Origin of the sequence: Pseudomonas sp. BJa5, from assembly GCF_030272875.2 — a bacterium.
Lineage (GTDB): Bacteria > Pseudomonadota > Gammaproteobacteria > Pseudomonadales > Pseudomonadaceae > Aquipseudomonas.
In genome coordinates this window covers 16,283-41,525 of record NZ_JALRNG020000046.1, presented here as the reverse complement: position 1 = coordinate 41,525, position 25,243 = coordinate 16,283, and the positions used below count along the sequence as shown (strand labels likewise).

Annotated in this window: 21 protein-coding genes and 1 tRNA gene; 9 read left to right on the top strand and 13 right to left on the bottom strand. The window is 65.2% G+C overall.

What is annotated here, in order from left to right; translation table 11 throughout:
- Positions 1-109: 109 nt before the first annotated feature.
- Complete coding sequence (locus M2D63_RS22330) at positions 110-457, bottom strand: hypothetical protein (protein WP_285865204.1); 348 nt, start codon at positions 455-457, stop codon at positions 110-112.
- Positions 458-590: 133 nt separating this feature from the next.
- Between M2D63_RS22330 and M2D63_RS22325 the strand changes: the two genes are divergently transcribed.
- From M2D63_RS22325 to M2D63_RS22305, 5 genes are all read left to right on the top strand, one after another.
- On the top strand, positions 591-1,166 hold the full coding sequence (locus M2D63_RS22325) for a DUF2796 domain-containing protein (RefSeq protein WP_285865203.1): 576 nt from the start codon (positions 591-593) through the stop codon (positions 1,164-1,166).
- Between the two features lie 47 nt (positions 1,167-1,213).
- Positions 1,214-1,933, top strand: a complete 720-nt coding sequence (locus M2D63_RS22320) for an ABC transporter ATP-binding protein (protein WP_285865201.1) — start codon at positions 1,214-1,216, stop codon at positions 1,931-1,933.
- Entirely contained in the window at positions 1,933-3,198 is a 1,266-nt protein-coding gene (locus M2D63_RS22315) for an ABC transporter permease (protein ID WP_285865199.1), read from the top strand. The genes M2D63_RS22320 and M2D63_RS22315 overlap by 1 nt, the downstream gene beginning before the upstream one ends.
- A gap of 8 nt (positions 3,199-3,206) precedes the next feature.
- Positions 3,207-3,722: a DUF3299 domain-containing protein gene (locus M2D63_RS22310; protein ID WP_285865197.1), complete on the top strand. Its 516-nt coding sequence runs from the start codon at positions 3,207-3,209 to the stop codon at positions 3,720-3,722.
- A gap of 109 nt (positions 3,723-3,831) precedes the next feature.
- Positions 3,832-4,515, top strand: coding sequence for an OmpW family protein (locus M2D63_RS22305; protein ID WP_285865196.1), 684 nt, complete (start codon positions 3,832-3,834; stop codon positions 4,513-4,515).
- A 77-nt stretch (positions 4,516-4,592) separates the two neighbouring features.
- Here the strand turns inward: M2D63_RS22305 and M2D63_RS22300 are convergent, their stop codons facing one another.
- Both M2D63_RS22300 and M2D63_RS22295 read right to left on the bottom strand, forming a co-directional pair.
- Entirely contained in the window at positions 4,593-5,522 is a 930-nt protein-coding gene (locus M2D63_RS22300; RefSeq protein ID WP_285865194.1) for an NAD-dependent epimerase/dehydratase family protein, read from the bottom strand.
- On the bottom strand, positions 5,515-6,399 hold the full coding sequence (locus M2D63_RS22295) for a sugar nucleotide-binding protein (protein ID WP_285865192.1): 885 nt from the start codon (positions 6,397-6,399) through the stop codon (positions 5,515-5,517). Before M2D63_RS22295 ends, M2D63_RS22300 begins: the two co-directional genes overlap by 8 nt.
- Before the next feature lie 216 nt (positions 6,400-6,615).
- On the opposite strand from M2D63_RS22295, the gene M2D63_RS22290 reads away from it, so the two are divergent.
- Positions 6,616-7,455 carry an alpha/beta hydrolase gene (locus tag M2D63_RS22290; protein WP_285865191.1) on the top strand — a complete coding sequence of 280 codons (840 nt, stop codon included), beginning with the start codon at positions 6,616-6,618 and terminating at the stop codon, positions 7,453-7,455.
- A gap of 3 nt (positions 7,456-7,458) precedes the next feature.
- Here M2D63_RS22290 and M2D63_RS22285 read toward each other — a convergent pair whose 3' ends face one another.
- Positions 7,459-8,277: a helix-turn-helix transcriptional regulator gene (locus tag M2D63_RS22285; RefSeq protein ID WP_285865189.1), complete on the bottom strand. Its 819-nt coding sequence runs from the start codon at positions 8,275-8,277 to the stop codon at positions 7,459-7,461.
- 178 nt (positions 8,278-8,455) lie between these two features.
- Here M2D63_RS22285 and M2D63_RS22280 point away from each other — a divergent pair, with 178 nt between their 5' ends.
- Together M2D63_RS22280 and M2D63_RS22275 are read left to right on the top strand one after the other, a co-directional pair.
- On the top strand, positions 8,456-9,898 hold the full coding sequence (locus tag M2D63_RS22280; protein WP_285865187.1) for a sodium:alanine symporter family protein: 1,443 nt from the start codon (positions 8,456-8,458) through the stop codon (positions 9,896-9,898).
- Between the two features lies 1 nt (position 9,899).
- On the top strand, positions 9,900-10,892 hold the full coding sequence (locus M2D63_RS22275; RefSeq protein WP_285865185.1) for an asparaginase: 993 nt from the start codon (positions 9,900-9,902) through the stop codon (positions 10,890-10,892).
- 4 nt (positions 10,893-10,896) lie between these two features.
- On the opposite strand, the gene M2D63_RS22270 is transcribed toward M2D63_RS22275, so the two are convergent.
- The 9 genes from M2D63_RS22270 to M2D63_RS22230 all read right to left on the bottom strand — a co-directional run bounded on the left by M2D63_RS22270 (position 10,897) and on the right by M2D63_RS22230 (position 22,228).
- Positions 10,897-10,992, bottom strand: a tRNA-Sec gene (locus M2D63_RS22270).
- 6 nt (positions 10,993-10,998) lie between these two features.
- The gene (selB, locus tag M2D63_RS22265) at positions 10,999-12,918 is read right to left on the bottom strand and encodes a selenocysteine-specific translation elongation factor (protein ID WP_285865184.1); all 1,920 of its coding nucleotides are present in this window, start codon (positions 12,916-12,918) and stop codon (positions 10,999-11,001) included.
- Positions 12,915-14,345, bottom strand: a complete 1,431-nt coding sequence (gene selA, locus M2D63_RS22260) for an L-seryl-tRNA(Sec) selenium transferase (RefSeq protein WP_285865182.1) — start codon at positions 14,343-14,345, stop codon at positions 12,915-12,917. Before selA ends, selB begins: the two co-directional genes overlap by 4 nt.
- Positions 14,346-14,502: 157 nt before the next feature.
- Positions 14,503-15,420 carry a formate dehydrogenase accessory protein FdhE gene (fdhE, locus tag M2D63_RS22255; protein WP_285865181.1) on the bottom strand — a complete coding sequence of 306 codons (918 nt, stop codon included), beginning with the start codon at positions 15,418-15,420 and terminating at the stop codon, positions 14,503-14,505.
- A gap of 4 nt (positions 15,421-15,424) precedes the next feature.
- Positions 15,425-16,078 (bottom strand): formate dehydrogenase subunit gamma, encoded by a 654-nt coding sequence (locus M2D63_RS22250; RefSeq protein ID WP_285865180.1) that lies wholly within the window; start codon positions 16,076-16,078, stop codon positions 15,425-15,427.
- Entirely contained in the window at positions 16,075-17,025 is a 951-nt protein-coding gene (gene fdxH / locus M2D63_RS22245; protein ID WP_285865179.1) for a formate dehydrogenase subunit beta, read from the bottom strand. Before fdxH ends, M2D63_RS22250 begins: the two co-directional genes overlap by 4 nt.
- The gene (gene fdnG / locus M2D63_RS22240) at positions 17,025-20,090 is read right to left on the bottom strand and encodes a formate dehydrogenase-N subunit alpha (RefSeq protein WP_285865178.1); all 3,066 of its coding nucleotides are present in this window, start codon (positions 20,088-20,090) and stop codon (positions 17,025-17,027) included. Before fdnG ends, fdxH begins: the two co-directional genes overlap by 1 nt.
- Positions 20,091-20,296: 206 nt before the next feature.
- Positions 20,297-20,824: a single-stranded DNA-binding protein gene (locus tag M2D63_RS22235; protein WP_285865176.1), complete on the bottom strand. Its 528-nt coding sequence runs from the start codon at positions 20,822-20,824 to the stop codon at positions 20,297-20,299.
- Positions 20,825-20,833: 9 nt separating this feature from the next.
- The gene (locus M2D63_RS22230) at positions 20,834-22,228 is read right to left on the bottom strand and encodes an MFS transporter (protein WP_285865175.1); all 1,395 of its coding nucleotides are present in this window, start codon (positions 22,226-22,228) and stop codon (positions 20,834-20,836) included.
- A 129-nt stretch (positions 22,229-22,357) separates the two neighbouring features.
- On the opposite strand from M2D63_RS22230, the gene uvrA reads away from it, so the two are divergent.
- On the top strand, positions 22,358-25,192 hold the full coding sequence (uvrA, locus tag M2D63_RS22225) for an excinuclease ABC subunit UvrA (protein WP_285865174.1): 2,835 nt from the start codon (positions 22,358-22,360) through the stop codon (positions 25,190-25,192).
- The last annotated feature ends 51 nt before the right edge of the window (positions 25,193-25,243 follow it).

Here is a 25,243-nt window from a genome sequence, read left to right as displayed (position 1 = left end):
AGCTGCTGTCGCTCCTGGTTCCCGTGGCCGCTTTGCCTGCCTGGCGCCCCATGCCCCCCCCAAACGGCGGTTTCGTCGGGGGCTTGCCCCGCGATAGCTGCACCACCAATCACCCCACCCAGTGATACACCGGCGCATCCGCCCCGCTTTCCACCTTCACTTCGGCACTGTGGCGCAAACGCACCAGCAGGCGCTTGCCCGCCGCAACATTGCCCGCCAACCCTTCCAGGTGTTCGAGCAGTTCCGGCCCGTTGAGCTGTCCGGCCTGGCGCAGCACTTCACGCGCCGCCTGCCAGAGCGCATCGTCCGGCCGTGCTGCCGGCACCGCTGCGGTTGCCGCTGACGTTGCAACAGGCGCCACGGCAGACAACTGCCCTCCCAGCTGTGCCCACTCCGCCGGCTCCAGTTCCAGGGTCAGATCCACCGGCCAATCGCCGATATGTCCACGAATTCGCACGGTCATTTCCTCTGCACAGTGACGGCTCCATGCTCCCACGGCGACGACCCCGCGCCAAGCGACACTGGCATCGCGAGAATAAGTTGTTATAACATTACTAAATCAAATCCCGTGCTCTCGTGGAGTCCTGTTCATGCGTCGTCTGTTGCTTGCCTTGCCGTTCGCCTTGCTGCCCCTGGCCATCGCTCATGCCCATGAGGACCACGACCATGATCACGACCACGCCCATGGCAGCCTTGCTGCCCACGAGCACGGGGCTGCCCGCGTCAACGCAGTGCTCGATGGCAAGGCCCTGGAACTGGAGCTGGACAGCCCGGCGATGAACCTGGTGGGCTTCGAACATGCCGCCAGCAGCGATGCCGACAAGGCCAGGGTCGCCGCCGTACGCGCCCAGCTGGAAAAGCCCCTGGCGCTGTTCGCCCTGCCCAAGGCCGCGAACTGCAGCGAGACTGACCAGGAACTGCAAAGCCCGCTGTTCGGCGACCAACCGGCAGTCGATGACGATGCCGACGAGGCCGGTCATGACCACAGCGATATCCACGCCCATTACCGGCTGCAGTGCGAGAATCCCGAGCAGCTCAAGGCCCTGGACCTCGGCCCGTTGTTCAAGGCCTTCCCTGCCACCCGGAAAATTCAGCTACAACTGATCGGGCCCAGCGGCCAGCAGGGTGTCGAAGCGACCCCGGCCAACGCCTCGATCACCTTCTGACAGCCACTTTGCAGCGAAGCGCCCCGGGGCAACCCGGGCGTCACTCTATGAGCCAGGCACTGATTGAACTGACCGACCTGGGCTTTGCCTGGCCGGGGCAAGCCCCTCTGCTGGATATTCCGGCCTTGCGCCTGCAGGCAGGCGAATCCCTGTTTCTCAAAGGCCCGAGCGGCAGTGGCAAGACCACCCTGCTCGGCCTGCTCGGTGGCGTGCAAAAGCCCGACCGTGGCTGTATCCGCCTGCTCGGCCAGGACCTTGCGCAGCTGAAGCTGGCGGCCCGGGACCGTTTTCGTGTCGATCACACCGGCTACATCTTCCAGCAGTTCAACCTGCTGCCGTTTCTGTCGGTCCGGGAAAACGTCGAACTGCCCTGCCGCTTCTCGCCCACCCGTGCACGACGCGCCAGCGAGCGCCACGGCAGCATCGACCAGGCTGCTGCCACCCTGCTGGCCCACCTGGGCCTGAAAGATCCCGGGTTGCTCGCACGCCGCGCCGACAGCCTGTCCATCGGCCAGCAACAGCGGGTTGCCGCCGCCCGCGCGCTGATCGGCCAGCCGGAGCTGGTGATCGCCGACGAACCGACCTCGGCACTCGATGCCGACACCCGCGAAGCCTTCATCCGCCTGCTGTTCGCCGAATGCCGCGACGCCGGTTCCAGCCTGCTGTTCGTCAGCCACGACCAGAGCCTGGCGCCGTTGTTCGACCGCCAGCTTTCGCTGCTTGAACTCAACCGCGCGGCCCGCCCGGCCAGTGACCTGGAGGCCTGATGTACCTGCTCCGCCTTGCCCTGGCCAGCCTGGCCAACCGCCGCTTCACCGCCTTGCTGACCGCTTTTGCCATCGCCCTGTCGGTGTGCCTGCTGCTGGCCGTGGAACGGGTCCGCACCGAAGCCCGCGCCAGCTTCGCCAGCACCATCAGCGGCACCGACCTGATCGTCGGCGCCCGCTCAGGCTCGGTGAACCTCTTGCTTTACTCGGTATTTCGCATCGGCAATGCCACCAACAACATCCGCTGGGACAGTTACGAACACTACGCCAACGACAAGCGGGTGAAATGGGCGATCCCCATTTCCCTGGGCGACTCCCATCGCGGCTACCGGGTGATGGGCACCACCGCCAGCTATTTCGAGCATTATCAGTACGGCCGCCGGCAGAACCTGCAACTGGCCCAGGGCCGGGCATTCGCCAGCGACCCCTTCGAAGTGGTGCTGGGTGCCGAGGTGGCCGAAGCGCTGCACTACAAGCTTGGCGACCAGCTGGTGCTGGCCCATGGCGTGGCCGCCGTCAGCCTGGTCAAGCATGACGACAAGCCGTTCACCGTGGTCGGGGTACTGCAGCGCACCGGCACGCCTGTCGATCGCACCCTGCACATCAGCCTGGGCGGCATGGAAGCGATCCACATCGACTGGCACAACGGCATACCGGCTCGCGGGGCGGGCAAGGTCAGTGCCGAGCAGGCACGCCACATGGACCTCAAGCCTGCGGCCATCACCGCCGTCATGCTCGGCCTGAACAACAAGATCGCCACCTTCAGCCTGCAGCGGGAGATCAACGAGTACCGCAACGAGCCCCTGCTGGCGATCTTGCCCGGGGTCGCCCTGCAGGAACTCTGGAGCCTGATGGGCACCGCCGAGCAGGCGCTGTTCGTGGTCTCGCTGTTCGTGGTGCTGACCGGGCTGATCGGCATGCTCACGGCCATCCTCACCAGCCTCAACGAACGCCGTCGGGAGATGGCGATCCTGCGTTCGGTCGGCGCCCGCCCCTGGCACATCGCCGGGCTGCTGGTGCTCGAAGCGCTGGCCCTGGCAGTGGCCGGCATCCTCGCAGGGCTGGGCTTGCTGTACCTGGGGATCGCCCTGGCCCAGGGCTATGTGCAGGCCAACTACGGCCTGTTCCTGCCCCTGGCCTGGCCCAGCCCCCATGAGTGGAGCCTGTTGGCGATCATCCTCGCCGCCGCGCTGCTGATGGGTAGCGTGCCAGCCTGGCGAGCCTACCGGCAGTCCCTGGCGGACGGCCTGTCCATTCACCTGTGAGAACCGCCATGCCCCGTGTTCTGCTGTCGCTGTTGCTGCTGGTGGTCACGCCCCTGTGGGCCGGCGAGCCACGCACCCTTGAATGGTCGCAGCTGGTCCCGCCGGGGGCGTCGCTGATCCGCCAGGCCCTGGCGCCGATGCATGACCTGTCGCAACTGGGTGACGCCCTGGCCGCCGAATCCGCCCCCGCGGCCCGCCAGCAGGTGCCCGATGCCCCGGTGGTCAAGGCGCTGGATGGCCAGCAGGTACGCTTGCCGGGCTATATCGTGCCACTGGAAGTCAGTGAAGAAGGCCGCACCACCGAGTTTCTCCTGGTGCCGTATTACGGTGCCTGCATCCATGTGCCCCCACCGCCGTCGAACCAGATCGTGCACGTCGCCAGCGAAATGGGGGTTCGCGTCGAAGACCTCTACCAACCCTACTGGATCGAAGGGCGGATGCAGGTGAAGACCGCCAGCAGCGAACTGGCCGATGCCGGCTACCAGATGGATGCCGAGAAAATCTACGCCTATGAACTAGAATGAATGGCCCCCGCCGCGGCTTTGACGCTTTCATTGAGCTGTGTCAAATCGCCAGTCCGCAAGCTCCTTACCATTGGACCCATCCAATTCTAAACGTCCTTTGGGAGCTTCCATGAACAAGTCCTTGCTCAGCGCCTCGCTTATTGCCCTGGCGTTTGCAGCCCCTGTTGCCCATGCCCACCAGGCTGGCGACATCATCATGCGTGCCGGCGCGATCACCACCGCTCCCAACGAGGACAGCGGTGACATCAAGCTCGACGGCACCAAGGTGTCCGGCACCAAGGCAACCCTGGACAGCGACACCCAACTGGGCCTGACCTTCGCCTACATGCTGACCGACCACATTGGCCTGGAACTGCTGGCTGCCACCCCGTTCCAGCACACCGTCGGCGTCAAGGGCCTGGGCCCTGGCCTGGACGGCAAGCTGGGCGACATCAAGCAACTGCCACCGACCCTGTCGTTGCAGTACTACCCGATGGAGCCGAGCTCGAAGTTCCAGCCGTACGCCGGTATCGGCCTGAACTACACCCTGTTCTTCGACGAAGACCTGAGCAGCAACCGCAAGGCCCAGGGCTTCAGCAACCTGGAACTCAAGGACTCGTTCGGCCTGGCCGGGCAACTGGGTATGGACTACATGATCACCGACCATTTCCTGGTCAACGCCGCCGTCTGGTACGTGGACATCGATACCGAGGCCACCATGGACGGCCCGAGCGCGCTGGGTGTGAGCAGGACCAAGGTCGACGTGGATGTCGATCCATGGGTCTACATGGTGGGTGTGGGTTACAAGTTCTAAGTCAGCGTTAACGTCAATCGCGGGGCAAGCCCGCTCCTACCGTAGGAGCGGGCTTGCCCCGCGATGCATTTCAGGCCTTAGCGCCCCAACAAGCGCGCCAGCCCCTCGGCCATCGGCGTCGGTTCGGGGAACTTAAAACGCGTCAGCAGACGCTGGTTGTTCGCCCGCGAATGACGGATGTCGCCCGAACGCGCCGGCCCATGGCTGATCGCCGGCAACTCGCCCACCACCGACTTCAACGCCGCCAGCAACTGGTTCAGCGAAGTGGCCTTGCTCAGGCCGATATTCACCGCACCCTCTTCGACCTGCGCCTGCTCCAGGGCCTGGACCATTACCGTGACCAGATCACCGACATAGACGAAGTCACGGGTCTGCTCGCCATCGCCGAACAGGGTGATGGGCTGTCCTTTCAGGGCCCGTTCGCAAAAGATGCTGATCACACCCGAATACGGCGAGGACGGATCCTGGCGCGGGCCGAAGATGTTGAAGAAGCGGAACACCACCGGCTCCAGGCCGTGCTGGCGACGGTAGAAGTCCAGGTACTGCTCGCCCGCCAGTTTGTCGACCGCATAAGGGGTCAAGGGTGCCTTGGGGGTGTCTTCATCGATCGCCAGGCCTTCACCGTTGTTGCCGTAGACCGCCGCACTGGAAGCGAACAGCACGCGCTTGATGCCGTTGATGCGCAGGGCCTCGCAGACATTCAAGGTGCCGATGAAGTTGCTCTGGTGGGTTTTCACCGGATCGTCCACCGACGCCTGCACCGAAGCCACCGCCGCCAGGTGCACCACGGCCTGGCAGCCGGCTGCCGCGCGCAGGACCAGGTCGGCATCGGCCACGTCGCCTTCGATCAGTTCGAGCCTGGGGTTGTCGATCTGCAGGTTACCGGGCTTGCCGGTGGACAGGTCATCGAGGATGCGTACCGCGTAGCCCTTTTCCAGCAACGCGTCACTGAGGTGGGAACCGATGAAGCCTGCGCCACCGGTGATCAGAATTGGAGCATCAGCCATGTCGATAGAATCGATCCAGTAGGGGCGGCAAACCGGCACGCCAGGCGCGGGGTTTGATGCCGAATGTGTGCAGAATTTTCTTGCAGGCCAGCACGGCGTGTTGCGGCTCTTCGCTGGCATCCGGCCGTGCGGCATGGGCCTGCGCGGTCGGCGCCTCGACAGCCAGCTTGTGCAGCTGGGATGCCTCAGAGAGGATAGCCTGTCCCAGCGCCAGCGGCGTGGTGGCTTCGTTGCCGGCGTAGTGATAGGTGCCCCAAAGGGGCGCGGCGCAATCGAGCTGCTTGAGGACCGAGAGAATCACCCGGGCGGCGTCGTCCACCGGCGTCGGGTTGCCACGGCGGTCATCGGCCAGCAGCAGCTCCTGGGGCTGTTCGGCGCGGGTCAGGAAGCGCCCCAGCACGCCATCGATGCTCTCGTCGAGCAGCCAGCCAAAGCGCAGCATCACGTGCTGCGGACAGGTTGCCCGCACGCTCTGCTCGATGCGCCACAGTGCCTGGCCACGCAGGCCCAGGGGCACCGGCTCGTCCTTCTCGCTGTAGGCCGTGGCCCGCGAGCCATCGAACACCCGGTAGCTCGACGGCTGGACCAGGATAATGTTGTGGTGCTGGCACAACTCGGCCAGGCGCTCCACCGAGCGCTCCTGCAGGGCCAGGCGCTGTTCGCTGACCGACTCGGCCTGGAACCAGTCGAAGTAGTAGGCCAGGTTCACCAGCGCATCGGGGCGGGTGTCATCCAGCAGCTGGGTCAGGCTGGCCGGATCCCAGCCGTTTTCCGGCGGACGCGGTGCCAGAAAGCCGATGTCTTCCTCGGCTCCGAGGCGAATCAGCGCTTGCCCGAGGGCATTTCCACCACCCAACAGCATCAGGCGCATTCGCATAGAGTCAGCAGGTCCGATCAGGTTGATTGAGGGAATGGCGCATTTTGCGGTTTCCGGCGGGGGAAGTCCAACGCAGGGCCAGTGCAGCGTTCAGGATACTGCTTATACTTCGCCCGGAATCAACTGACTGTTGCGCAGACGAAGACCGGGTTAAAAGCTAGCTCATTCGTTCGCGCGGGCGAGTGGCAGCGTCATCATTTCCTCCAGGCGGCTTTCATGCATTTTGAAACGAACTCGACCCAGCGCTCCACCTGGCAATTCGACGAACCCTGCTTCGGCCAGGAGCAGTTCATCACCGAGTCCTTCGGCGCTTACCAACAACAGGCCCGCTTGCTGATCCCCGACCAGGAACGTGCCGCGCCGGTGTTCGTCGTCGGTGGCGCGCGCTCGGACTTCACCCGACTCAACCCGCTGCTGTACCGCCTGCAACAGCTGGGTATCGGTTCGCTCACCGGCAACCTGTCCGGCCACAGTCTGGCCAGCGAGCCGGGCGCAGCCGAGCCGTCGCTGGCCAGCAATCTTGAGGAAGCACGGCGCTTTCACCGCCATATCGCGCCCCGCTGTCGCACGTTGATAGGTCACAGCCTGGGCGCCGCCATTGCCCTGAAGCTGGCGGCGCAAACACCGGCCATCGATACCCTGGTGCTGATCTGTCCGGCCATTTATCCCGATGCCGCCCATCAGGCGCCCTTCGGCCCGGCGTTCAAGGCGGCGATCAGCAAGCCTTACGGCTTTCTCGACTGCGACAGCTTCGAATTCCTGCGCCAGTTCCAGGGCCGCGTGCTGCTGGTGATGGGCGAATACGACGGGCTCAATTCGCACCGCTACGGGCATGGAGCAGGCACCTCGGCCGGCACCCTGTGGCTGGCCGGCGCCGAGCGTTACAGCCCGATCCCGGAAGAAGTCACCCGCGGCCTGCTCGGTGCCGTGCCGCCACCGCATCTGGAGTGCCTGCTGCTCGCCGATTGCGACCACGGCATTGCCGCGCATTTGCGTAGCGCGCCGGAGGTGGCCGATCAAGTGGCGAACACCGTCGCCGACCTGCTGTTGGGTTGAGACTCACTCGATCTCGAACAGGCCGTTGCTGATCTCCCCGACCTTCAGCCGCTCGCGCACGTCCTCGTCGATGCGCGGGTCGTCCGGGCGATACAGCTTGACCTGGCGGTAGGCGCTGATGCGGTTGATCTCGGTGCCCAGGTACTCCCAGACCACCCGGGTGCAGGCCGGTGTGCGTCGGTCGCCGCTGGATACACCGGTTTTCAGGCCATTGAGGCGGGTGATGCGGCTCTTGAAGCTGGGGATGAGGATGGTCTGGCTCATTTCGTTGACCGTCAGCGACTCGTAGTCGATGAGGAACAGCCGGTCCTGCAACTGGAACGCCGCACCCAGGTAGCGACAGCGCACCCAGTCCTCGGCCTGCACATCGGTGCTGCTTGAACGCTCCTGGCGCTCCTGGCGCTCGAACAGGTAGGTGCCGCGCTCTTCGCGCAGGTGCACCAGCGACAGCAGGATGGTGCCCGGCACCGACATGCAGTTGGAGTATTCGAAGTAGTAACCGCAGTAGCGCGACAGGTTGCCGCCCTGCTCGCGCAGCGGGCGCAGCAGCTCGCTGAGTGGGTCTTGCGCTGCGGTCGTGACCGCGGCCGGATTGCGCGCGCCGATCAGGCGGGCGAACTGCTCGGGCGGCAAACCCAGCTCATAGTCCTCGACGCCGAAGAAGTCGCCGATGCGCTTGAGATTGAAGGGGGTCGGCTGGCTTTGCCCGCTCAGGTACTTGTTGAACTGCGCGCGGTTGATCGAAAGCTGCCGGCAAACCTCCGAGATAGAGCGGTAGTGACTGCAGGCGAGTTTGAGGTTGATGCCGAGGTTTTCGCTCATGCGAGCCGTTCCAGGTGATGCGACAGACGCCATTTTAGCATCAAGTCGCATCAACTCAGAGCAACCCGCGAAATTGTAACCATATTTATCTTGGCCAACCATGCGCGCATCGGATACCGGTGCATCGACACCGGACCCGCTGTCTTTTCATGCAAAGAATAAGAATCGAGGTTTTCCCATGCTCGAAGCGCTCAATGATTTCCTTTCGGGGAAGCTTCTCATCGTACTGATCGTCGGACTCGGCGGTTACTTCACCATCCGCTCCCGTTTCGTCCAGTTCCGCCACTTCGGCCATATGTTCAGTGTGTTCAAGGAATCCCTGCGCGGCCAGGCTGGCCAGCTGAGCTCGTTCCAGGCACTGATGCTGAGCCTGGCCGGTCGCGTCGGTGCCGGTAACATCGCCGGTGTCGGCATCGCCGTAACCCTGGGCGGCCCAGGCGCGGTGTTCTGGATGTGGGTCACCGCACTGGTGGGCATGTCCAGCAGCTTCTTCGAATGTACCCTGGCCCAGGTCTACAAGCGCAGCGACGGTGACGGCCTGTACCGTGGCGGCCCGGCCTACTACATCCAGCACGGCCTGAAACTGCGCTGGCTGGCGGTGGTGTTCGCGATCCTGCTGCTGGTGACCTACGGCTTCACCTTCAACGGCCTGCAGTCCTACACGGTGACCCACTCGCTGCAGAATGCCTTCGGTTTCGAACCCAAGTACACCGGCATCGCCCTCGCCGTGCTGCTGGGCCTGGTGTTCCTCGGCGGCATCAAGCGCATCGCCGCAGTGTCCGATCTGCTGGTGCCGGTCAAGACCCTGGCGTACATTGGTGTGACCCTGTATGTGATCTTCACCCAGATCGAACACGTGCCTGCCATGCTCGAAACCATCATCAAAAGCGCCTTCGGCCTCGACCCGGCCTTTGCCGGCCTGCTGGGCAGCGCCATTGTCATGGGCGTGAAGCGCGGTGTGTTCGCCAACGAAGCCGGCCTTGGCAGTGCGCCGAACGTAGCCGCCGTGGCGGCCGTCAAGCACCCGGCCGCACAAGGCGTGGTCCAGGCGTTCAGCGTGTTCCTCGATACCTTCGTGATCTGCACCTGCACCGCCCTGCTGATCCTGCTGTCGGGCTTCTACACCCCGGGCTTCGAAGGTGACGGCATCGCCCTGACCCAGAACTCCCTGGCCGCGGTGGTCGGTGACTGGGGCCGGATCTTCGTCAGCGTGGCGCTGTCGCTGTTCGTCTTCACCTGCATCCTCTACAACTACTACCTGGGCGAGACCAGCCTGCAGTTCTTCACCCGCAACCGTGCGGTGCTGCTGGGCTACCGCGGCCTGGTGCTGCTGCTGATCCTCTGGGGCTCGGTGCAGAACCTGTCGACCGTGTTCGCCTTCGCCGACATCACCATGACCTGCCTGGCATTCGTCAACCTGGTGGCCCTGGCCCTGCTGTTCAAGGTCGGCCTGCGGGTGATGCGCGACTACGACGAACAGCGCCGCGCCGGCATCCAGCAGCCGGTATTCGACGCCGCACGCTTCGCCGACCTGGACCTGGACCGCGACGCCTGGCCGGTCAACCCGGTGGTCGACGCCAAGGCCGATGTCCGCGCCGCCACCGCCCAGGTGCAGAACTGAAATGCGCGCCGTCAAGAATCTGCTGGTCCTCTACACCGGAGGCACCATCGGCATGCTTGAGACGCCACAAGGCCTGGCCCCCGCCGGCGGCTTCGAGGCGCGCATGCGCGCCCACTTCGATCAGCAGGCGGATGCCCCGGCACTGAACTGGCGCCTGCGCGAGCTGACGCCACTGCTCGACAGCGCCAACATGCAGCAAGCCAACTGGCTGGCCATGCGTGATGCGATTGTCGAGGCGGTGGAGCGCGACGGCCATGACGGTGTCCTGCTGCTGCACGGCACCGACACCCTGGCCTACAGCGCCGCGGCCCTGTCGTTCCTGCTGCTGGGCCTGCCGGTGCCGGTGCTGCTGACCGGCTCGATGCTGCCTGCCGGCGCCCCGGACAGCGACGCCTGGGGCAACCTGGGCGGCGCCCTGCAGTTGATGGCCACGGGCATCGAGAACGGCGTGCAGCTGTACTTCCACGGCCAGCTGCTGCACGGCGCCCGCACCTCGAAACTGCGCAGCGAAGCCTTCGATGCCTTTGCCAGCCTGCCACGCCAGCGCGACGGTCAGCGTGTCGACGCAGTACCGGCGCGCCTGGACTACCGACAGCCACGCCACACCGTGAACCTGGCGGTGCTGCCGGTGTTCCCGGGCTTGCAGGTGAGTCATTTGCGCGCCCTGCTCGGCAGCGGCGTGCAAGGCCTGTTGCTGGAATGCTACGGCAGCGGTACCGGGCCTTCCGATGACCAGGACCTGCTCGACGCCCTGCACGACGCCCGCGAAGGCGGCGTGCTGATCGCCGCCATCAGCCAGTGTCCGCAAGGGGCCGTGCATTTCGACACCTACGCCGCCGGTAGCCGCTTGCGCGACACCGGGCTGGTCAGTGGTGGCGGCATGACCCGCGAAGCCGCGCTGGGCAAGATGTTCGCCCTGCTGGGTGCGGGCCTCGATGTGCAAGCGGCCGAATACTGGTTCGCCCTGGACCTGTGCGGGGAACGGGCGCAGTAGAAAGTGGCGGAAGGCAGCGGGAGTCGAACCTGCCCGGGAACGGCTGCCGTCCCCAACCGGGTTTGAAGCCCGGCCGCGCCACCGGGCGCGATTGCCTTCCTTGAACTCAGTGCCCTGGTGCTTGTGCCAGGGCATTGTCGGCACGGACCTGACGCCGGTCACCGACCCGCCGGGTCAAGCCGATGCGATCAAAATACTCCAGCACCTGGATGCTGCGTTTGCGACCAATGCCCAGCACATCGCGAAAGGCCGCCACCTGCACCACCGGATCGTCACTGGCCAGCTGCAAGAGCATAGCTGCCATTTGTCGGATCGTGGCCTCAGGATAGAACAGATCGCGTACCACCTGGTGCACTTGCCCCAGCCTCGCCAGCTTGCGCAGCAACAGTCGAACCTCTGCTTCCTCTACCGCCGCCACCCTGCCCAGGTCACGCACCCAGGGCGGATCGAAGCCGCCTTGCGCCAGCATTGGCTGCAGTTGCTGCCAGAGCGCGGTGTCGGCATCGCTCAGGCGTACCCGATGCTCGGGCAGATGCAACCAGGGCCCGTTGCCGACCACCGCGCCGCTGGCCAGCAAGTCATCGAGCAGGCTGATGAACGCCGGGCGCTCCAGCGGCAAGGCTGCAAAGCGTCGCAGGCGATCGCGGTCAGGACCGAGCTGGTCGGGCTCCTGTTCATGGAATTGCGCCAGTTGCGCCAGCACCGCCTGTTTCAGCGCCTGCCAGCGCGCGTCGGTGAACAACAAGGGGCCTTGGCGTGTGGCAATGACGCTCACCTCGGCCGGCAGCTTCCAGCTGCTGCGCAGACGGTTGAACTGCCGCTCCAGGTGCTGCGGATCAAGGCCGGTCTCATCGTTGGCCAGCAATACCGGCAAGGCCTGCTCCAGGCTGTCGGCACTGGCCAGCCCCTGCAACTGGGCCAGGCGTGCCTCGCTACGCCGCTGGCGCGCCGGGGCGAAGGGATCGAGCACCCGGCCGCCGCCGAGGGTGCGTTGCGCGCTGTGGTCGCGCAGCACCAGGCGATCACCATGCACCGCCTGCAACGGCGCATTGACCTGCAACTGGGCGAACATGCGGCCACCGGGCAACAATTGCTCGCCCTGCAACAAGGCCACCCGCGCCGTGACATCCTGGGTGCCCAGGTGCACGTGGACCGGGCTGAAATGGATAAAACTGCGGGTCTCGCTGGCCAGCAGTTGCAGCTCGATATCGACCCGCTGGGTTGGCGCATGCAGCCACTCGGCGAGCAGCCAGTCGCCACGGTGAATCTGCGCCAGCTCCAGGCGCTCGGCGCTGATGTTCAAGGCCACCCGCTGCCCGGCCCAGGCCTCGACCACCGACTGGTTCTGCGCATGCAGCCCGCGCACCCGCACCGGCTTTGCCGCCCGGCCCAGCACCAGGGTGTCGCCCAGCTGGACCTGGCCATCCAGCGCCGTGCCGGTGACCACGATGCCCGCCCCGGCCACGGCAAAGGCGCGGTCTATTGCCAGGCGAAAGCCGCCCCGTCGGCTGCGTTCGCGGATCTGGCCCTGGGCTTCGAGCAACGCCCGGCGCAAGGTATCGACACCGTCGCCGGTCACGCTGGAGAGCGGGAACTGTGCAGCGTCCGCATACGGACCGGCTGCCAGCAAGGCAGCCACTTGTGCCCCCACCTCCCGCACCCGCTCCGGTTCGACCCGGTCGCACTTGCTGATCGCCACCAGCACACGGGGAATACCCAGCAGTTCGACGATGGCCAGGTGCTCGCGGGTCTGGGGCATCACCCCGTCATCCGCTGCCACCACTAGCAACACCAGGTCGACGCCCTGGGCACCGGCCAGCATGTTGTGGATAAAACGCTCGTGCCCCGGCACATCGATAAAGCCGGTCAAGGGCGCGCCTTCTTGCAGCGAAGCGTAGCGATAGCCCAGGTCGATGGTCATGCCGCGTTCGCGCTCCTCCCGGCGCTGGTCCCCGGCCTGGCCGGTCAGTGCTTCGAGCAAGGAGGTCTTGCCGTGGTCGATGTGCCCGGCGGTGCCGACGATCACCTCAAGGCCTCCGCCAGTTGCAGCCCGGACAACTGCGCCAGCCAGCCCGCCTCGTCATCCAGCTGACGCAAATCGAGCCACAGGGCATCGTCATCGATGCGCCCGAGCACCGGGATCGGCAGCGTTCGCAGTGCCGCTTCCAGACCGAGCAGGCTACGCCCGCGCCAGCGCCGGGCCTGTTGCGGGCGCAGGCACAGCGCGGCGCTGGGCAAGCGGGCGACGGGTTGGCTGCCGCTGCCGATCATGCTCAAGGCCGGCACTGCCTCGACCTGCCACTGCTCGCCGAGCACCTGTGCCAGCACCGGTGCCAGGCGCCGGGCCTGGGCGAGGATCTCGGCCTGGGGACGGGTCAGCAGGCGCAGGCTGGGCAGGCGCTCCGCCAGGCGGTCAGGGTTGCGGTACAGGCCCAGCACTGCTTCCAGAGCGGCCAGGGTCAGCTTGTCGACCCGCAGGGCACGCTTGAGGGGATTCTTCTTGATCCTGCTGATCAGCGCCTTGCGGCCGACGATGATGCCGGCCTGGGGCCCGCCCAGTAGTTTGTCGCCGCTGAAGGTAACGATGTCGGCACCGTCGACCAGGGCCTGGCGCACCGTGGGCTCGGCCGGCAGGCCCCAGCGCGTGAGGTCGAGCAGGCTGCCGCTGCCCAGGTCTTCCAGCAAGGGCAGCTCGTGCCGGTGCGCCAGCTGCGCCAACTCCGCTGTCGACACCTGGGTGGTGAAGCCCTGGATGCTGTAGTTGCTGCAATGCACGCGCATCAGCAGGCCGCTGCGCGGGCCGATGGCGGCTTCGTAGTCGCGGGCGTGGGTGCGGTTGGTGGTGCCCACCTCATGCAGCTTGACCCCGGCCCGGACCATGATGTCGGGGATGCGAAAGGCGCCGCCGATCTCGATCAGCTCACCGCGGGAGATGATGCCTTCCTTGCGCGCGCCCAGGCTGTTGAGCGCCAGCAGCACCGCCGCGGCATTGTTGTTGACCACGGTGACGGCCTCGGCACCGGTCAGCTCGCGGATCAGGCCTTCGATCAGGTCGTCGCGGTCGCCGCGCTTGCCGGTGGCCAGGTCGAATTCTAGGTTCAGCGGGTAGCGCGCGGCCATCTGCACCGCGTCGATGGCTTCGTCCGGCAGCAACGCCCGGCCAAGGTTGGTGTGCAGCACCGTGCCCGTGAGGTTGAACACCCGCCGTACCTGGCTGCGGTGCTGGACCGCCAGGCGTTCGCCCGCTCGCCCGGCCAGCACCGCCGGTGCCAGCTCAGACGCGTCCAGCTGGCCCTGGCGGGCCGGTTCGCGCAGGTCATCGAGCAACTGGCGCAAGGTGGCCAGCAAAGCATCACGGCCATAGCGGTCGATCAGCGCAAGGCAGGCGGGATGGCGCAGCAGGGTGTCGATGGAGGGTAAGCGAGCAGCGAGCGTCGTGACATTTACAGGCATTCAAAGGCTCCGGCCATATCCACTGTGGGAGCCGCCCGGGCCGGCGATGAGCCCGGCCCGGGTGACACATTTTCTGCGTCCGGATCACGACCGCTTCGCGGTCGATCGCAGGCTTCGCCAGCTCCCACACATTCCCACAAAAACCTGAGTGTAGACCCTAGGGCGCCAGCATCAGGTTCGGTGCCAGTCGCTGGTAGCCCTCCTGGTCCAGGCGCAGGTCCAGGGCCAGGCTCGCCAGGTCCGCCGACAAGGCTTCGGCCTCGGCATCGCACTCCAGGTAGAGCTGCTTGAGGTAGACCTTGCAACCCGGACAACACTCGGCCCGCAGCGGCGCCTTGCCGGCGGCATGGCGATCATCCTCGAGATTGAAGTACTCAAGCCCCTTGCTCTGCTCGCAATAGATGCACTTGACCCGCACCGCATGCCACTCGCAGGCACACAGCGAGCACACCAGGTAGCGCAGGCCGTTGAACTTGCCCCGGTGGCGGATCACCCCGGCCATGGCCGGCGAGCCGCAGGCCGGGCACTGGCAGAGGTTGTCGCCGGGTTTGAGCGTAGTGCCTGGCAGGCTCAACAGCCAGTGGCTCCAGGCCGCTTGCAGGGCCGCGCCGAGGAAGGGCACCAGCGCTGCCGGCACGGCGTTGTACTGCCCGGTCAGCAAGGCGATGCCCCACAGCTTGCGCTGCTCGGCGCTGGCGTCGCCCAAGGTGCTGACTGCAGCCTTGAGTTCGGCGCCAGCCGGTGAAGGAAAGCGCTGCAACAGCGCATCCAGCCAGGCCAGCCACTGCCCCTCGCGCACCAGGCTGTCGGCCGCCAGCGGCGGCAAACCGTGCTCCAGGCACAAGCGCTGGCGCTCGCTGTCCAGGGGAGGTGCCAGCGGTGGCTCATCCAGCAGGCTCTGCTGAATCCGGCACAAGCTGGCGATCAGCCGCAGGTAGTCGCCCAGCGCATGGTCTGCGGCCAGGCTGTCCAGACGCGCCGCCCGCAGGGCGAACAGGTTCGCGGGTGGCAGGTGCAGAAACGGCGGCGCACTGGCCGCCGCTTCGATCTGCCCGGGTTCGAGAATCGTACTCAAGCCATCATCCTTTTTTGCTGATGTGCGGGTCCTGCGGATCGTCGCGGGTCACTTCCCGATACCATAGCTCATGGTGCTTTTTCGCCCAGGCGCGGCTGACCCAGCCATGCAACATCGCGCTCCCCGAGCCCTTGATCCAGATCCCGGCGTAGATATGCACGATGATGCTCAGCACCAGCACGAAGGCCGCCAGAGCATGGAGCAAAGTGGCCAGGCGGATCGAACCGATGCCGAAGTACTGACTGAACCAGGCGCGCCAGATCACCACGCCGCTGAACAGCAGCACCAGCATGCACAGCAGCAGGGTCCAGAACAGTAGCTTCTGTCCGGGGTTGTACTTGCCGATCGGCGGCACGCCCTCCTCCTCGTTGCGCATCACCCGGTCGATGCGCCGCAGCCACAGCCGGTCATTGCTGATGAATACATTGGCACGCCAGAAGCGAATCACCAGGCCGAGGAAAAACACGAACATCGCCAGACCCAGGAACGGGTGCAGGATCCGCGTCCAGGGCCCGCCGCCGAACAGGTGGCTGAGCCAGAACAGCGCCGGATGGAACAGCGCCAGCCCCGACAACCCGGCCAGAATGAACAGGATCGCCACCAGCCAGTGGTTGCTCCGCTCATTGGCGTTGTAGCGCAGGATGGGTTTGTCGCTCATGGTCGTTCCTCCCCTGGCCCGCTGGATTTGCCTGGGTCATACACATGCACCGTCGGATCGACGACGTGCACGCTGGTGTCCGGCGCGCTCGGGTGCTCGTCCTCCTCCACCCGCTGCGGGCCGACCCGCACGTAATGGAAGAACCCGGCCAGCACCGCCGCGCCCATGGCCAGCAGCGCCAGCGGTTTGCTCACGCCTTTCCACAGCGCCACCATCGGGCTGATCACCGGCTGGTCCGGCAGGCCGGCATACAGTTTCGGCTGGTCGGCATGGTGCAGCACGTACATCACATGGGTACCGCCGACGCCATCGGGGTCGTACAGGCCGGCGTTGGCGAAGCCGCGCGACTTGAGGTCGACGATGCGCTCGGCGGCATGCTCCTTCATGTCCTCCTTGCTGCCGAACACGATCGCCCCGGTCGGGCAGGTTTTCACGCAGGCCGGCTCCAGCCCCACGGCCACGCGGTCGGAACACAGGGTGCACTTGTAGGCCTTGTGGTCCTTCTGCGAAATCCGCGGGATGTTGAACGGGCAACCGGTGATGCAGTAGCCGCAACCGATGCAGTGGTCCTGGTTGAAGTCGACGATGCCGTTGGCGTGCTTGATGATCGCCCCGGGGCTCGGGCAGGCCTTCAGGCAACCGGGATCGGCGCAGTGCATGCAGCCGTCCTTGCGGATCAGCCACTCCAGGTTGCCCTCGGCGTTTTCATGCTCGGTGAAGCGCATCAGGGTCCAGGTCTCTGCGCTCAGGTCGTGGGGGTTGTCGTAGGTGCCGTAGCTGTGGCCGACCTCGTCACGCAGCTCGTTCCATTCCGAGCAGGCGACCTGGCAGGCCTTGCAGCCGATGCACTTGGTGGTGTCGATCAGCTTGGCCACCTCTTCCTGCTGGCGGATCGACGGCGGCGGCGTGGTGGTGGCCGAACGGGCAATGATGTCTTGGCTGGCCATCAGATTTTCTCCACGTTGACCAGGAACGACTTGGATTCCGGGGTCTGGGTATTACCGTCACCGAGAAACGGCACCAGGGTGTTGGTCAGGTAGCCGTGGCGGGTCACGCCGGTAAAGCCCCAGTGCAGCGGAATGCCGATCTGGTGCACGGTCTGGTTGTTGACCTGCAGCGGACGTATGCGCTTGGTCACCACCGCCACGGCCTCGATATGCCCGCGCTTGCAGGTGACACGCACGCGGTCGCCGGCGGCGATGCCCTTCTCCTTGGCCAGCGCCTCGCCGATCTCGACGAACTGCTCCGGCTGGGTCACGGCATTGATCGGGCAATGCTTGGTCCAGAAGTGGAAGTGCTCGGTCAAGCGGTAGCTGGTGGCGGCATACGGGAAGTCCTTGGCTTGCCCGAGGCTGTCCCACACCGAATCGAACACGCGGCCGGCCGGGTTGCTGGTCGCCTGCTTGTTGTTCGGGTGCAGGGGGTTGATACCGATGGGCGTTTCGAACGGCTCGTAGTGCTCGGGGAACGGCCCTTCGGCCATCTTGTCGAGGGCGAAGAAACGCGCCACGCCTTCCGGGTTCATGATGAACGGGCTCATCCCCGCTTCCGGTGCCACATCAACCTTGTAGTCCGGCACGTCGGTACCGCCCCAGGCCTTGCCGTTCCACCACACCAGGCGCTTGTGCGGCGACCAGGGTTTGCCCTGCAGGTCGGCCGAGGCGCGGTTGTAGAGGATCCGCCGGTTGGCCGGCCAGGCCCAGGCCCAACCCGGGTTCTGCTTCATGCCGAACGGGTCGGCGTTGTCGCGCCGGGCCATCTGGTTGCCCTGCTCGGTCCAGCTGCCGCAGAAGATCCAGCAGCCCGAAGCGGTGCTGCCATCGTCCTTGAGCTGGGCGAAGCCGCCCAGTTGCTGCCCGGCCTTGATCGTCGCCCCGGTGGCGTCGGTGAGGTCGGCCACGGCGTAACCGTTGAACTCCTTGGCGATTTCCTCCGGCGAGGGCTCATGGGGCACCTTGTAGGGCCAGTTGAGCTTGAGGATGGATTCGGCCCAGGCCCCGCCCTCGCGCTGGTATCGCTCGCGCAGGCGCAGGAACAGCGCCGTCATGATCCACACGTCGGTACGGGCCTGGCCCGGCCCTTCGGCGCCCTTCCAGTGCCATTGCAGCCAGCGGCTGCTGTTGACCAGCGAGCCGTCTTCCTCGGCAAAGCAGGTGGTGGGCAGGCGGATCACCTCGGTCTGGATCTTGGCCGAGTCGACATCGTTGAACGGCCCGGCATTGCGCCAGAACTCCGAGGTCTCGGTGGCCAGCGGGTCCATCACCACCAGCCACTTGAGCTTGCTCAGGGCGGCGGTGACGCGGTTCTTGTCCGGCAAGGCGGCAATCGGGTTGAAGCCCTGGCAGAAGTAACCGTTGACCTGGTCCTTGGCCATCATGTCGAACATCTTCAACACGTCGTAACCGGCGATATCCAGCTTCGGCAGGTAGTCGTAGCCCCAATGGTTATCGGCCGTGGCGTTGGCGCCGTACCAGGCTTTCATCAGGCTCACGTGAAACTTGCCGTAGTTCTGCCAGTAGGACAGCTGCCCCGGCCGTATCGGCTTGGGCGCCCGTTTGGCGATGTAGGCGTCGTAGTCCTGCTCGGCATCCGCCGGCAGCGACAGGTAGCCCGGCAGCAGGTTGGAGAGCAGGCCCAGGTCGGTAAGGCCCTGGATATTGGAGTGACCGCGCAGGGCGTTGACCCCGCCCCCCGGCATGCCGACGTTGCCCAGCAACAACTGGACCATGGCCGCACTGCGGATGATCTGCGAGCCGATCGAATGCTGGGTCCAGCCCAGGGCATAGAGAATCGTCATGGTCTTGCCCGGTTGCGAGCAGGTGGCGATCTCTTCCCAGATCTTGCGCAGGCTGTCGACCGGCATGCCGCAGATCTGGCTGGCCAGCTCCAGGGTGTAGCGGCTGTAGTGCTGTTTCATCAGCTGATAGACGCAACGCGGGTCCTGCAGGGTCGGGTCGACCTTGGCAAAACCGTCCTCGCCCATCTCGTAGCCCCAGCCGGACTTGTCGGTGTAGCTGCGCTTGGCCGCGTCATAACCGCTGAACAGGCCATCCTCGAAGCTGAAGCCGGCTTTGACGATGAACGCCACGTCGGTGTAGTTGCGCACGTATTCGTGCTGGATCTTGTCTTCTGTCAGCAGGTAATTGATCAGCCCGCCCATGAAGGCGATATCCGTGCCGGTACGGATCGGCGCGTAATAGTCGGCCACCGAAGCGGTCCGGGTAAAACGCGGGTCGACCACGATCAGCCGGGCCTGGTTGTGGGCCTTGGCCTCGGTTACCCATTTGAAGCCACAGGGGTGGGCTTCTGCAGCGTTGCCACCCATCACCAGGATCAGATTCGCGTTGGCGATATCGGTCCAGTGGTTGGTCATGGCTCCACGGCCGTACGTCGGGGCAAGACTTGCCACCGTCGGGCCATGTCAGACACGTGCCTGGTTATCGAATCCCAGCATGCCGAGGCTGCGGATGACCTTGTGGGTCATGTAGCCGGCTTCGTTGGAGGACGCCGAAGCGGCCAGGAAACCCGTGGTCAGCCAGCGGTTGACCGTCTGGCCCTGGGCATTTTTCTCGACGAAGTTGGCGTCGCGGTCGGTCTTCATCAGGTCGGCGATGCGATCGAGCGCCTCGTCCCAGGATACCCGGGTCCATTCCTGACTGCCCGGCTTGCGCACCTGCGGGTACTGCAGGCGGTTGGGGCTGTGGATAAAGTCGAGCAGGCCGGCGCCTTTCGGGCACAGGGTGCCGCGGTTCACCGGATGGTCGGCGTCGCCTTCGATGTGGATGATGTTCTGGGCTACGTTCTTCGCCGCGTCGCCCTGGCTGTACATGATCAGGCCGCAGCCGACCGAACAGTACGGACAGGTGTTACGGGTTTCCTTGCTGTGCGCCAGCTTGAAGTGACGCACCTGCTCGGCGAAGGCCGGTGTAGGGGCCATGCCCAACGCAGCCAGGCTCGAACCTCCAAGGCCGACAGCGGCGACCTTGAAGAACTGCCGACGGTTGAGATCCATCGTGCACTCCTGATCAGGTGGTGGACGCGCGGGGCATTGCCGGCGTCTCTTGAACGATCACGGTGGCGGCATATTGATGGCCGCCACTTGATACTCTAGTCAAGATTTTCGGGAGTGCGATGAAAGCGGATTGCTGGTCGTAACAAAGCAAAACGCCCGATGCGGTGCACCGGGCGTCTTGAGGGTGTGGCGGTCAGCGTTTCGAATCAGAACGGAATATCGTCATCGAAGCTGTCGAAATCAGGTGCAGGCTGCGGAGCCGGCTGCTGTGGCGCCGGACGCTGAGGGGCTTGCTGCGGGCGCTGGGCCTGCTGGCGTGGCGCCTGGTTGTAGTTGCCGCCGCCCTGGTTACCGCCCTGGTTGTACTGGTTGCCACCGTCCTGGTTCTGCGGACGGCCGCCCAGCAGCTGCATGGTGCCCTGCATGTCGACGATGATTTCGGTGGTGTAGCGCTTGATGCCGTCTTTTTCCCACTCGCGGGTCTGCAGCTTGCCTTCGATGTAGACCTGCGAACCCTTGCGCAGGTATTCGCCGGCGATCTCGGCAACCTTGCCGAACATCGACACGCGGTGCCACTCGGTGCGCTCGACCTTCTGGCCGGTCTGCTTGTCGGTCCACTGCTCGCTGGTGGCCAGGCTCAGGTTGGTCACGGCGTTACCGTTGGGCAGGTAGCGGACTTCGGGATCCTGACCGCAGGTACCGACCAGAATGACTTTGTTAACCCCACGGGCCATAACGTTCTCCTAGGCTTCGCACGCTTCGGAGGCCGGGTTTACCAGGCGCTCCAGGGTCGTGCGATCCAAAATTTGTGTATCAAGTTTGATATAGATGGCGGCTTCATCGGCCACCACCACTGCGTCGGTCACACCCGGTACGGCCAGCAGCCGTTCGGTCAGTCCCGCCTCGCGGATCGCCTCGGCCGACAACGGCATGCGCAGGCTGGTCACGTACGGCGGTTCACGCATGCTGATGGCCACGATCCACCACAGTGCACACAGGGCTGCACAGCCCAGGAACACCGTGCTCAGGCCACCGTGCTGGAACAACCAGCCACCGAGAATTCCTCCCAGCGCGGCACCAAGGAACTGGCTGGTGGAATACACCCCCATGGCCGTGCCCTTGCCGCCGGCGGGCGACACCTTGCTCACCAGCGAAGGCAAGGATGCCTCCAGCAGGTTGAAGGCAGTAAAGAATATCACGGTGCCGATCACCAGTTGGTGCAAGTTGTCTGCCGACAGCCAGAAGAACAGCTCGGTGAGCATCAACACACTGACCGCGCCCAGCAGGACACGTTTCATCTTGCGCTTTTTCTCGCCGTAGATGATGAACGGGATCATTGCAAAAAATGAGATCAGCAAGGCAGTCAGGTACACCCACCAGTGCTCTTCCTTGGGCAGGCCGCCGCGCTCGACGAAGGCCAGGGGCAAGGCGACGAAGCTGGCCATCAGGATCGCATGCAGGACGAAGATACCCACGTCCAGGCGCAGCAAGTCGGGATGGCGCAGGGTCGGGCCGAGGGCCTGCTTGGCCACGCCCGACTCCCGGTGCTGCAAGGCCCCGTGGGACGCCGGCACCACGAAGGCGATCAGGCCGATGCCGACCAGGGCCATGGCGGCGGTGGCCAGGAACAGTCCGGACAGGCCGAAAGCGCGGGTCAGCAAGGGGCCGACCACCATGGCCACGGCGAACGACAGACCGATGCTCATGCCGATCATGGCCATGGCCTTGGTCCGGTGTTGCTCGCGGGTAAGGTCTGACAGCAGCGCCATCACTGCCGCCGAAATCGCCCCGGCACCTTGCAGGATTCGTCCGGCGATCACGCCCCAGATCGAGTCGGCCTGGGCCGCCAGTACGCTGCCCAGGGCAAAGATGACCAGGCCCAGGTAAATCACCGGGCGACGACCGATGCGGTCGGAAATGATCCCGAACGGAATCTGCAGGAATGCCTGGGTCAGGCCATAGGCGCCGATGGCCAGGCCGATCAGTGCCGGGGTGGCGCCCGCCAGGTCCATGCCATAGGTCGCCAGTACCGGCAGGACCATGAACATGCCCAGCATGCGAAAGGCGAACACCAGGGCCAGGCCGCTTGCGGCGCGGGTTTCGCTGCCACTCATGCCTTCGCTGTGGGTATCGTGCATGGATAAACCTCGTGTGAACCGGCGGCGATTCTACCAGTCCCATCGCCTAACGGCATCTACGCGACGCTTTGCCGCGTAATGGCAGGGCGCCGTATACTCAATCGTTTATGCCCGCCGAGCGAGGCCGCAGTGGACAAGATCCTGATACGTGGGGCACGCACCCACAACCTGAAGAACATCGACCTGACCCTGCCCCGGGACAAGCTGATCGTGATCACCGGCCTGTCCGGTTCCGGCAAGTCGTCGCTGGCCTTCGACACCCTGTATGCCGAGGGGCAGCGGCGTTACGTCGAATCGCTGTCGGCCTATGCCCGGCAGTTCCTGTCGATGATGGAAAAGCCCGACGTCGACACCATCGAAGGCCTGTCGCCGGCCATCTCCATCGAGCAGAAGTCGACTTCGCACAACCCGCGCTCGACCGTCGGTACCATTACCGAGATCTACGACTACCTGCGCCTGCTCTACGCCCGTGTCGGCACCCCGCGCTGCCCGGACCACGACATCCCGCTGGAAGCCCAGACCGTCAGCCAGATGGTCGACCTGGTGCTGGCCCAGCCCGAAGGCAGCAAGCTGATGCTGCTGGCCCCGGTAATCCGCGAGCGCAAGGGCGAGCACCTGGCGGTGTTCGACGAACTGCGCGCCCAGGGCTTCGTACGGGCCCGGGTCAATGGCAAGCTGTTCGAGCTCGATGAACTGCCCAAGCTGGATAAACAGAAAAAACACACCATCGACGTGGTGGTCGACCGCTTCAAGGTCCGTGAAGACCTGCAGCAGCGCCTGGCCGAGTCGTTCGAGACCGCGTTGAAGCTGGCCGACGGTATCGCCCTGGTGGCGTCGATGGACGACGAGCCGTTCGAGGAAATGATCTTCTCGGCCCGCTTCGCCTGCCCGATCTGCGGCCACGCCATCAGCGAGCTGGAACCCAAGTTGTTCTCCTTCAACAACCCCGCTGGCGCCTGCCCGACCTGCGACGGCCTGGGGGTCAAGCAGTTCTTCGACACCAAGCGCCTGGTCAACAATGAACTGACCCTGGCCGAAGGCGCGATACGCGGCTGGGACCGGCGCAACGTCTATTACTTCCAGATGCTCGGCTCGCTGGCCGCGCACTACGGTTTCAGCCTCGAGGTGCCGTTCGGCGAGCTCCCGGCCGAGCAACAGAAGGTCATCCTGCACGGCAGCGGCAAGCAGAACGTCGACTTCAAGTACCTCAACGATCGCGGCGATATCGTCAAGCGCTCGCACCCGTTCGAAGGCATCGTGCCCAACCTTGAGCGGCGCTACCGCGAGACCGAGTCGGCCACCGTGCGCGAAGAGCTGGCCAAGTTCCTCAGCACCCAGCCGTGCCCGGATTGCCGCGGCACCCGCCTGCGCCGCGAGGCGCGGCATGTGTGGGTGGGCGAGAAGACCTTGCCGGCGGTCACCAACCTGCCGATCGGCGACGCCAGCGACTACTTCGGTGGCCTCAAGCTGACCGGACGACGCGGCGAAATCGCCGACAAGATCCTCAAGGAAATCTGCGAGCGCCTGCAGTTCCTGGTCAACGTCGGTCTCGACTACCTGACCCTGGACCGCAGCGCCGACACCCTGTCCGGCGGCGAGGCCCAGCGTATTCGCCTGGCCAGCCAGATCGGCGCCGGCCTGGTGGGGGTGATGTATATCCTCGACGAGCCGTCCATCGGCCTGCACCAACGCGACAACGATCGCTTGCTGGCGACCCTCAATCACCTGCGCGATATCGGCAACACGGTGATCGTGGTCGAGCACGACGAAGATGCCATCCGCCTGGCCGACTACGTGGTCGACATCGGCCCGGGCGCCGGCGTGCATGGCGGCCAGATCGTCGCCGAGGGCTCTCCCGCCGAGGTCATGGCCCACCCGGACTCGCTGACCGGCAAGTACCTGTCCGGTCGGGTCAAGATTGCCGTGCCGGCCGAGCGCACCCCGCGCAACAAGAAGCTCGCCCTCAAGCTCAAGGGCGCCCGTGGCAACAACCTGCAGAATGTCGACCTGGAGATCCCGATCGGCCTGCTGACCTGTGTCACCGGCGTATCCGGCTCGGGCAAATCGACGCTGATCAACAACACCCTGTTCCCGCTCAGTGCTACGGCGCTGAACGGTGCCAGCAGCCTGGAAGCCGCGCCCCACGACAGTTGTGACGGCCTGCAGCACCTGGACAAGGTGGTCGACATCGACCAGAGCCCGATCGGCCGTACCCCGCGCTCGAACCCGGCGACCTACACCGGGCTGTTCACGCCGATTCGTGAACTGTTCTCCGGGGTGCCGGAGTCGCGCTCGCGCGGTTACGGCCCGGGACGATTCTCCTTCAACGTCAAGGGCGGACGCTGCGAGGCGTGCCAGGGCGACGGCCTGATCAAGGTCGAGATGCACTTCTTGCCGGACATCTACGTGCCGTGCGACGTGTGCAAGAGCAAGCGCTACAACCGCGAAACCCTGGAGATCAAGTACAAGGGCAAGAACATCCACGAGGTGCTGGAAATGACCATCGAGGAAGCCCGCGAGTTCTTCGATGCGGTGCCGGCCCTGGCGCGCAAGCTGCAGACCCTGATGGATGTCGGCCTGTCCTACATCAAGCTGGGGCAGTCGGCGACCACCCTCTCCGGCGGCGAGGCGCAACGGGTCAAGCTGTCACGCGAGTTGTCCAAGCGCGATACCGGCAAGACCCTGTACATCCTCGACGAGCCGACCACGGGGCTGCATTTCGCCGATATCCAGCAATTGCTCGATGTCTTGCACCGCCTGCGCGACCACGGCAACACCGTGGTGGTGATCGAGCACAACCTGGACGTGATCAAGACCGCCGACTGGATTGTCGACCTCGGCCCCGAGGGCGGCTCCAAGGGCGGCCAGATCATCGCCTTCGGTACGCCTGAAGAAGTGGCCGGGATGAAGCAGTCCCACACCGGCCATTACCTCAAGCCGTTGTTGGAGCGCGACCGCGCTTGACCCTGTAGGAGCGGGCTTGCCCCGCGATTGCGGTGAATCTGTGACACCGCG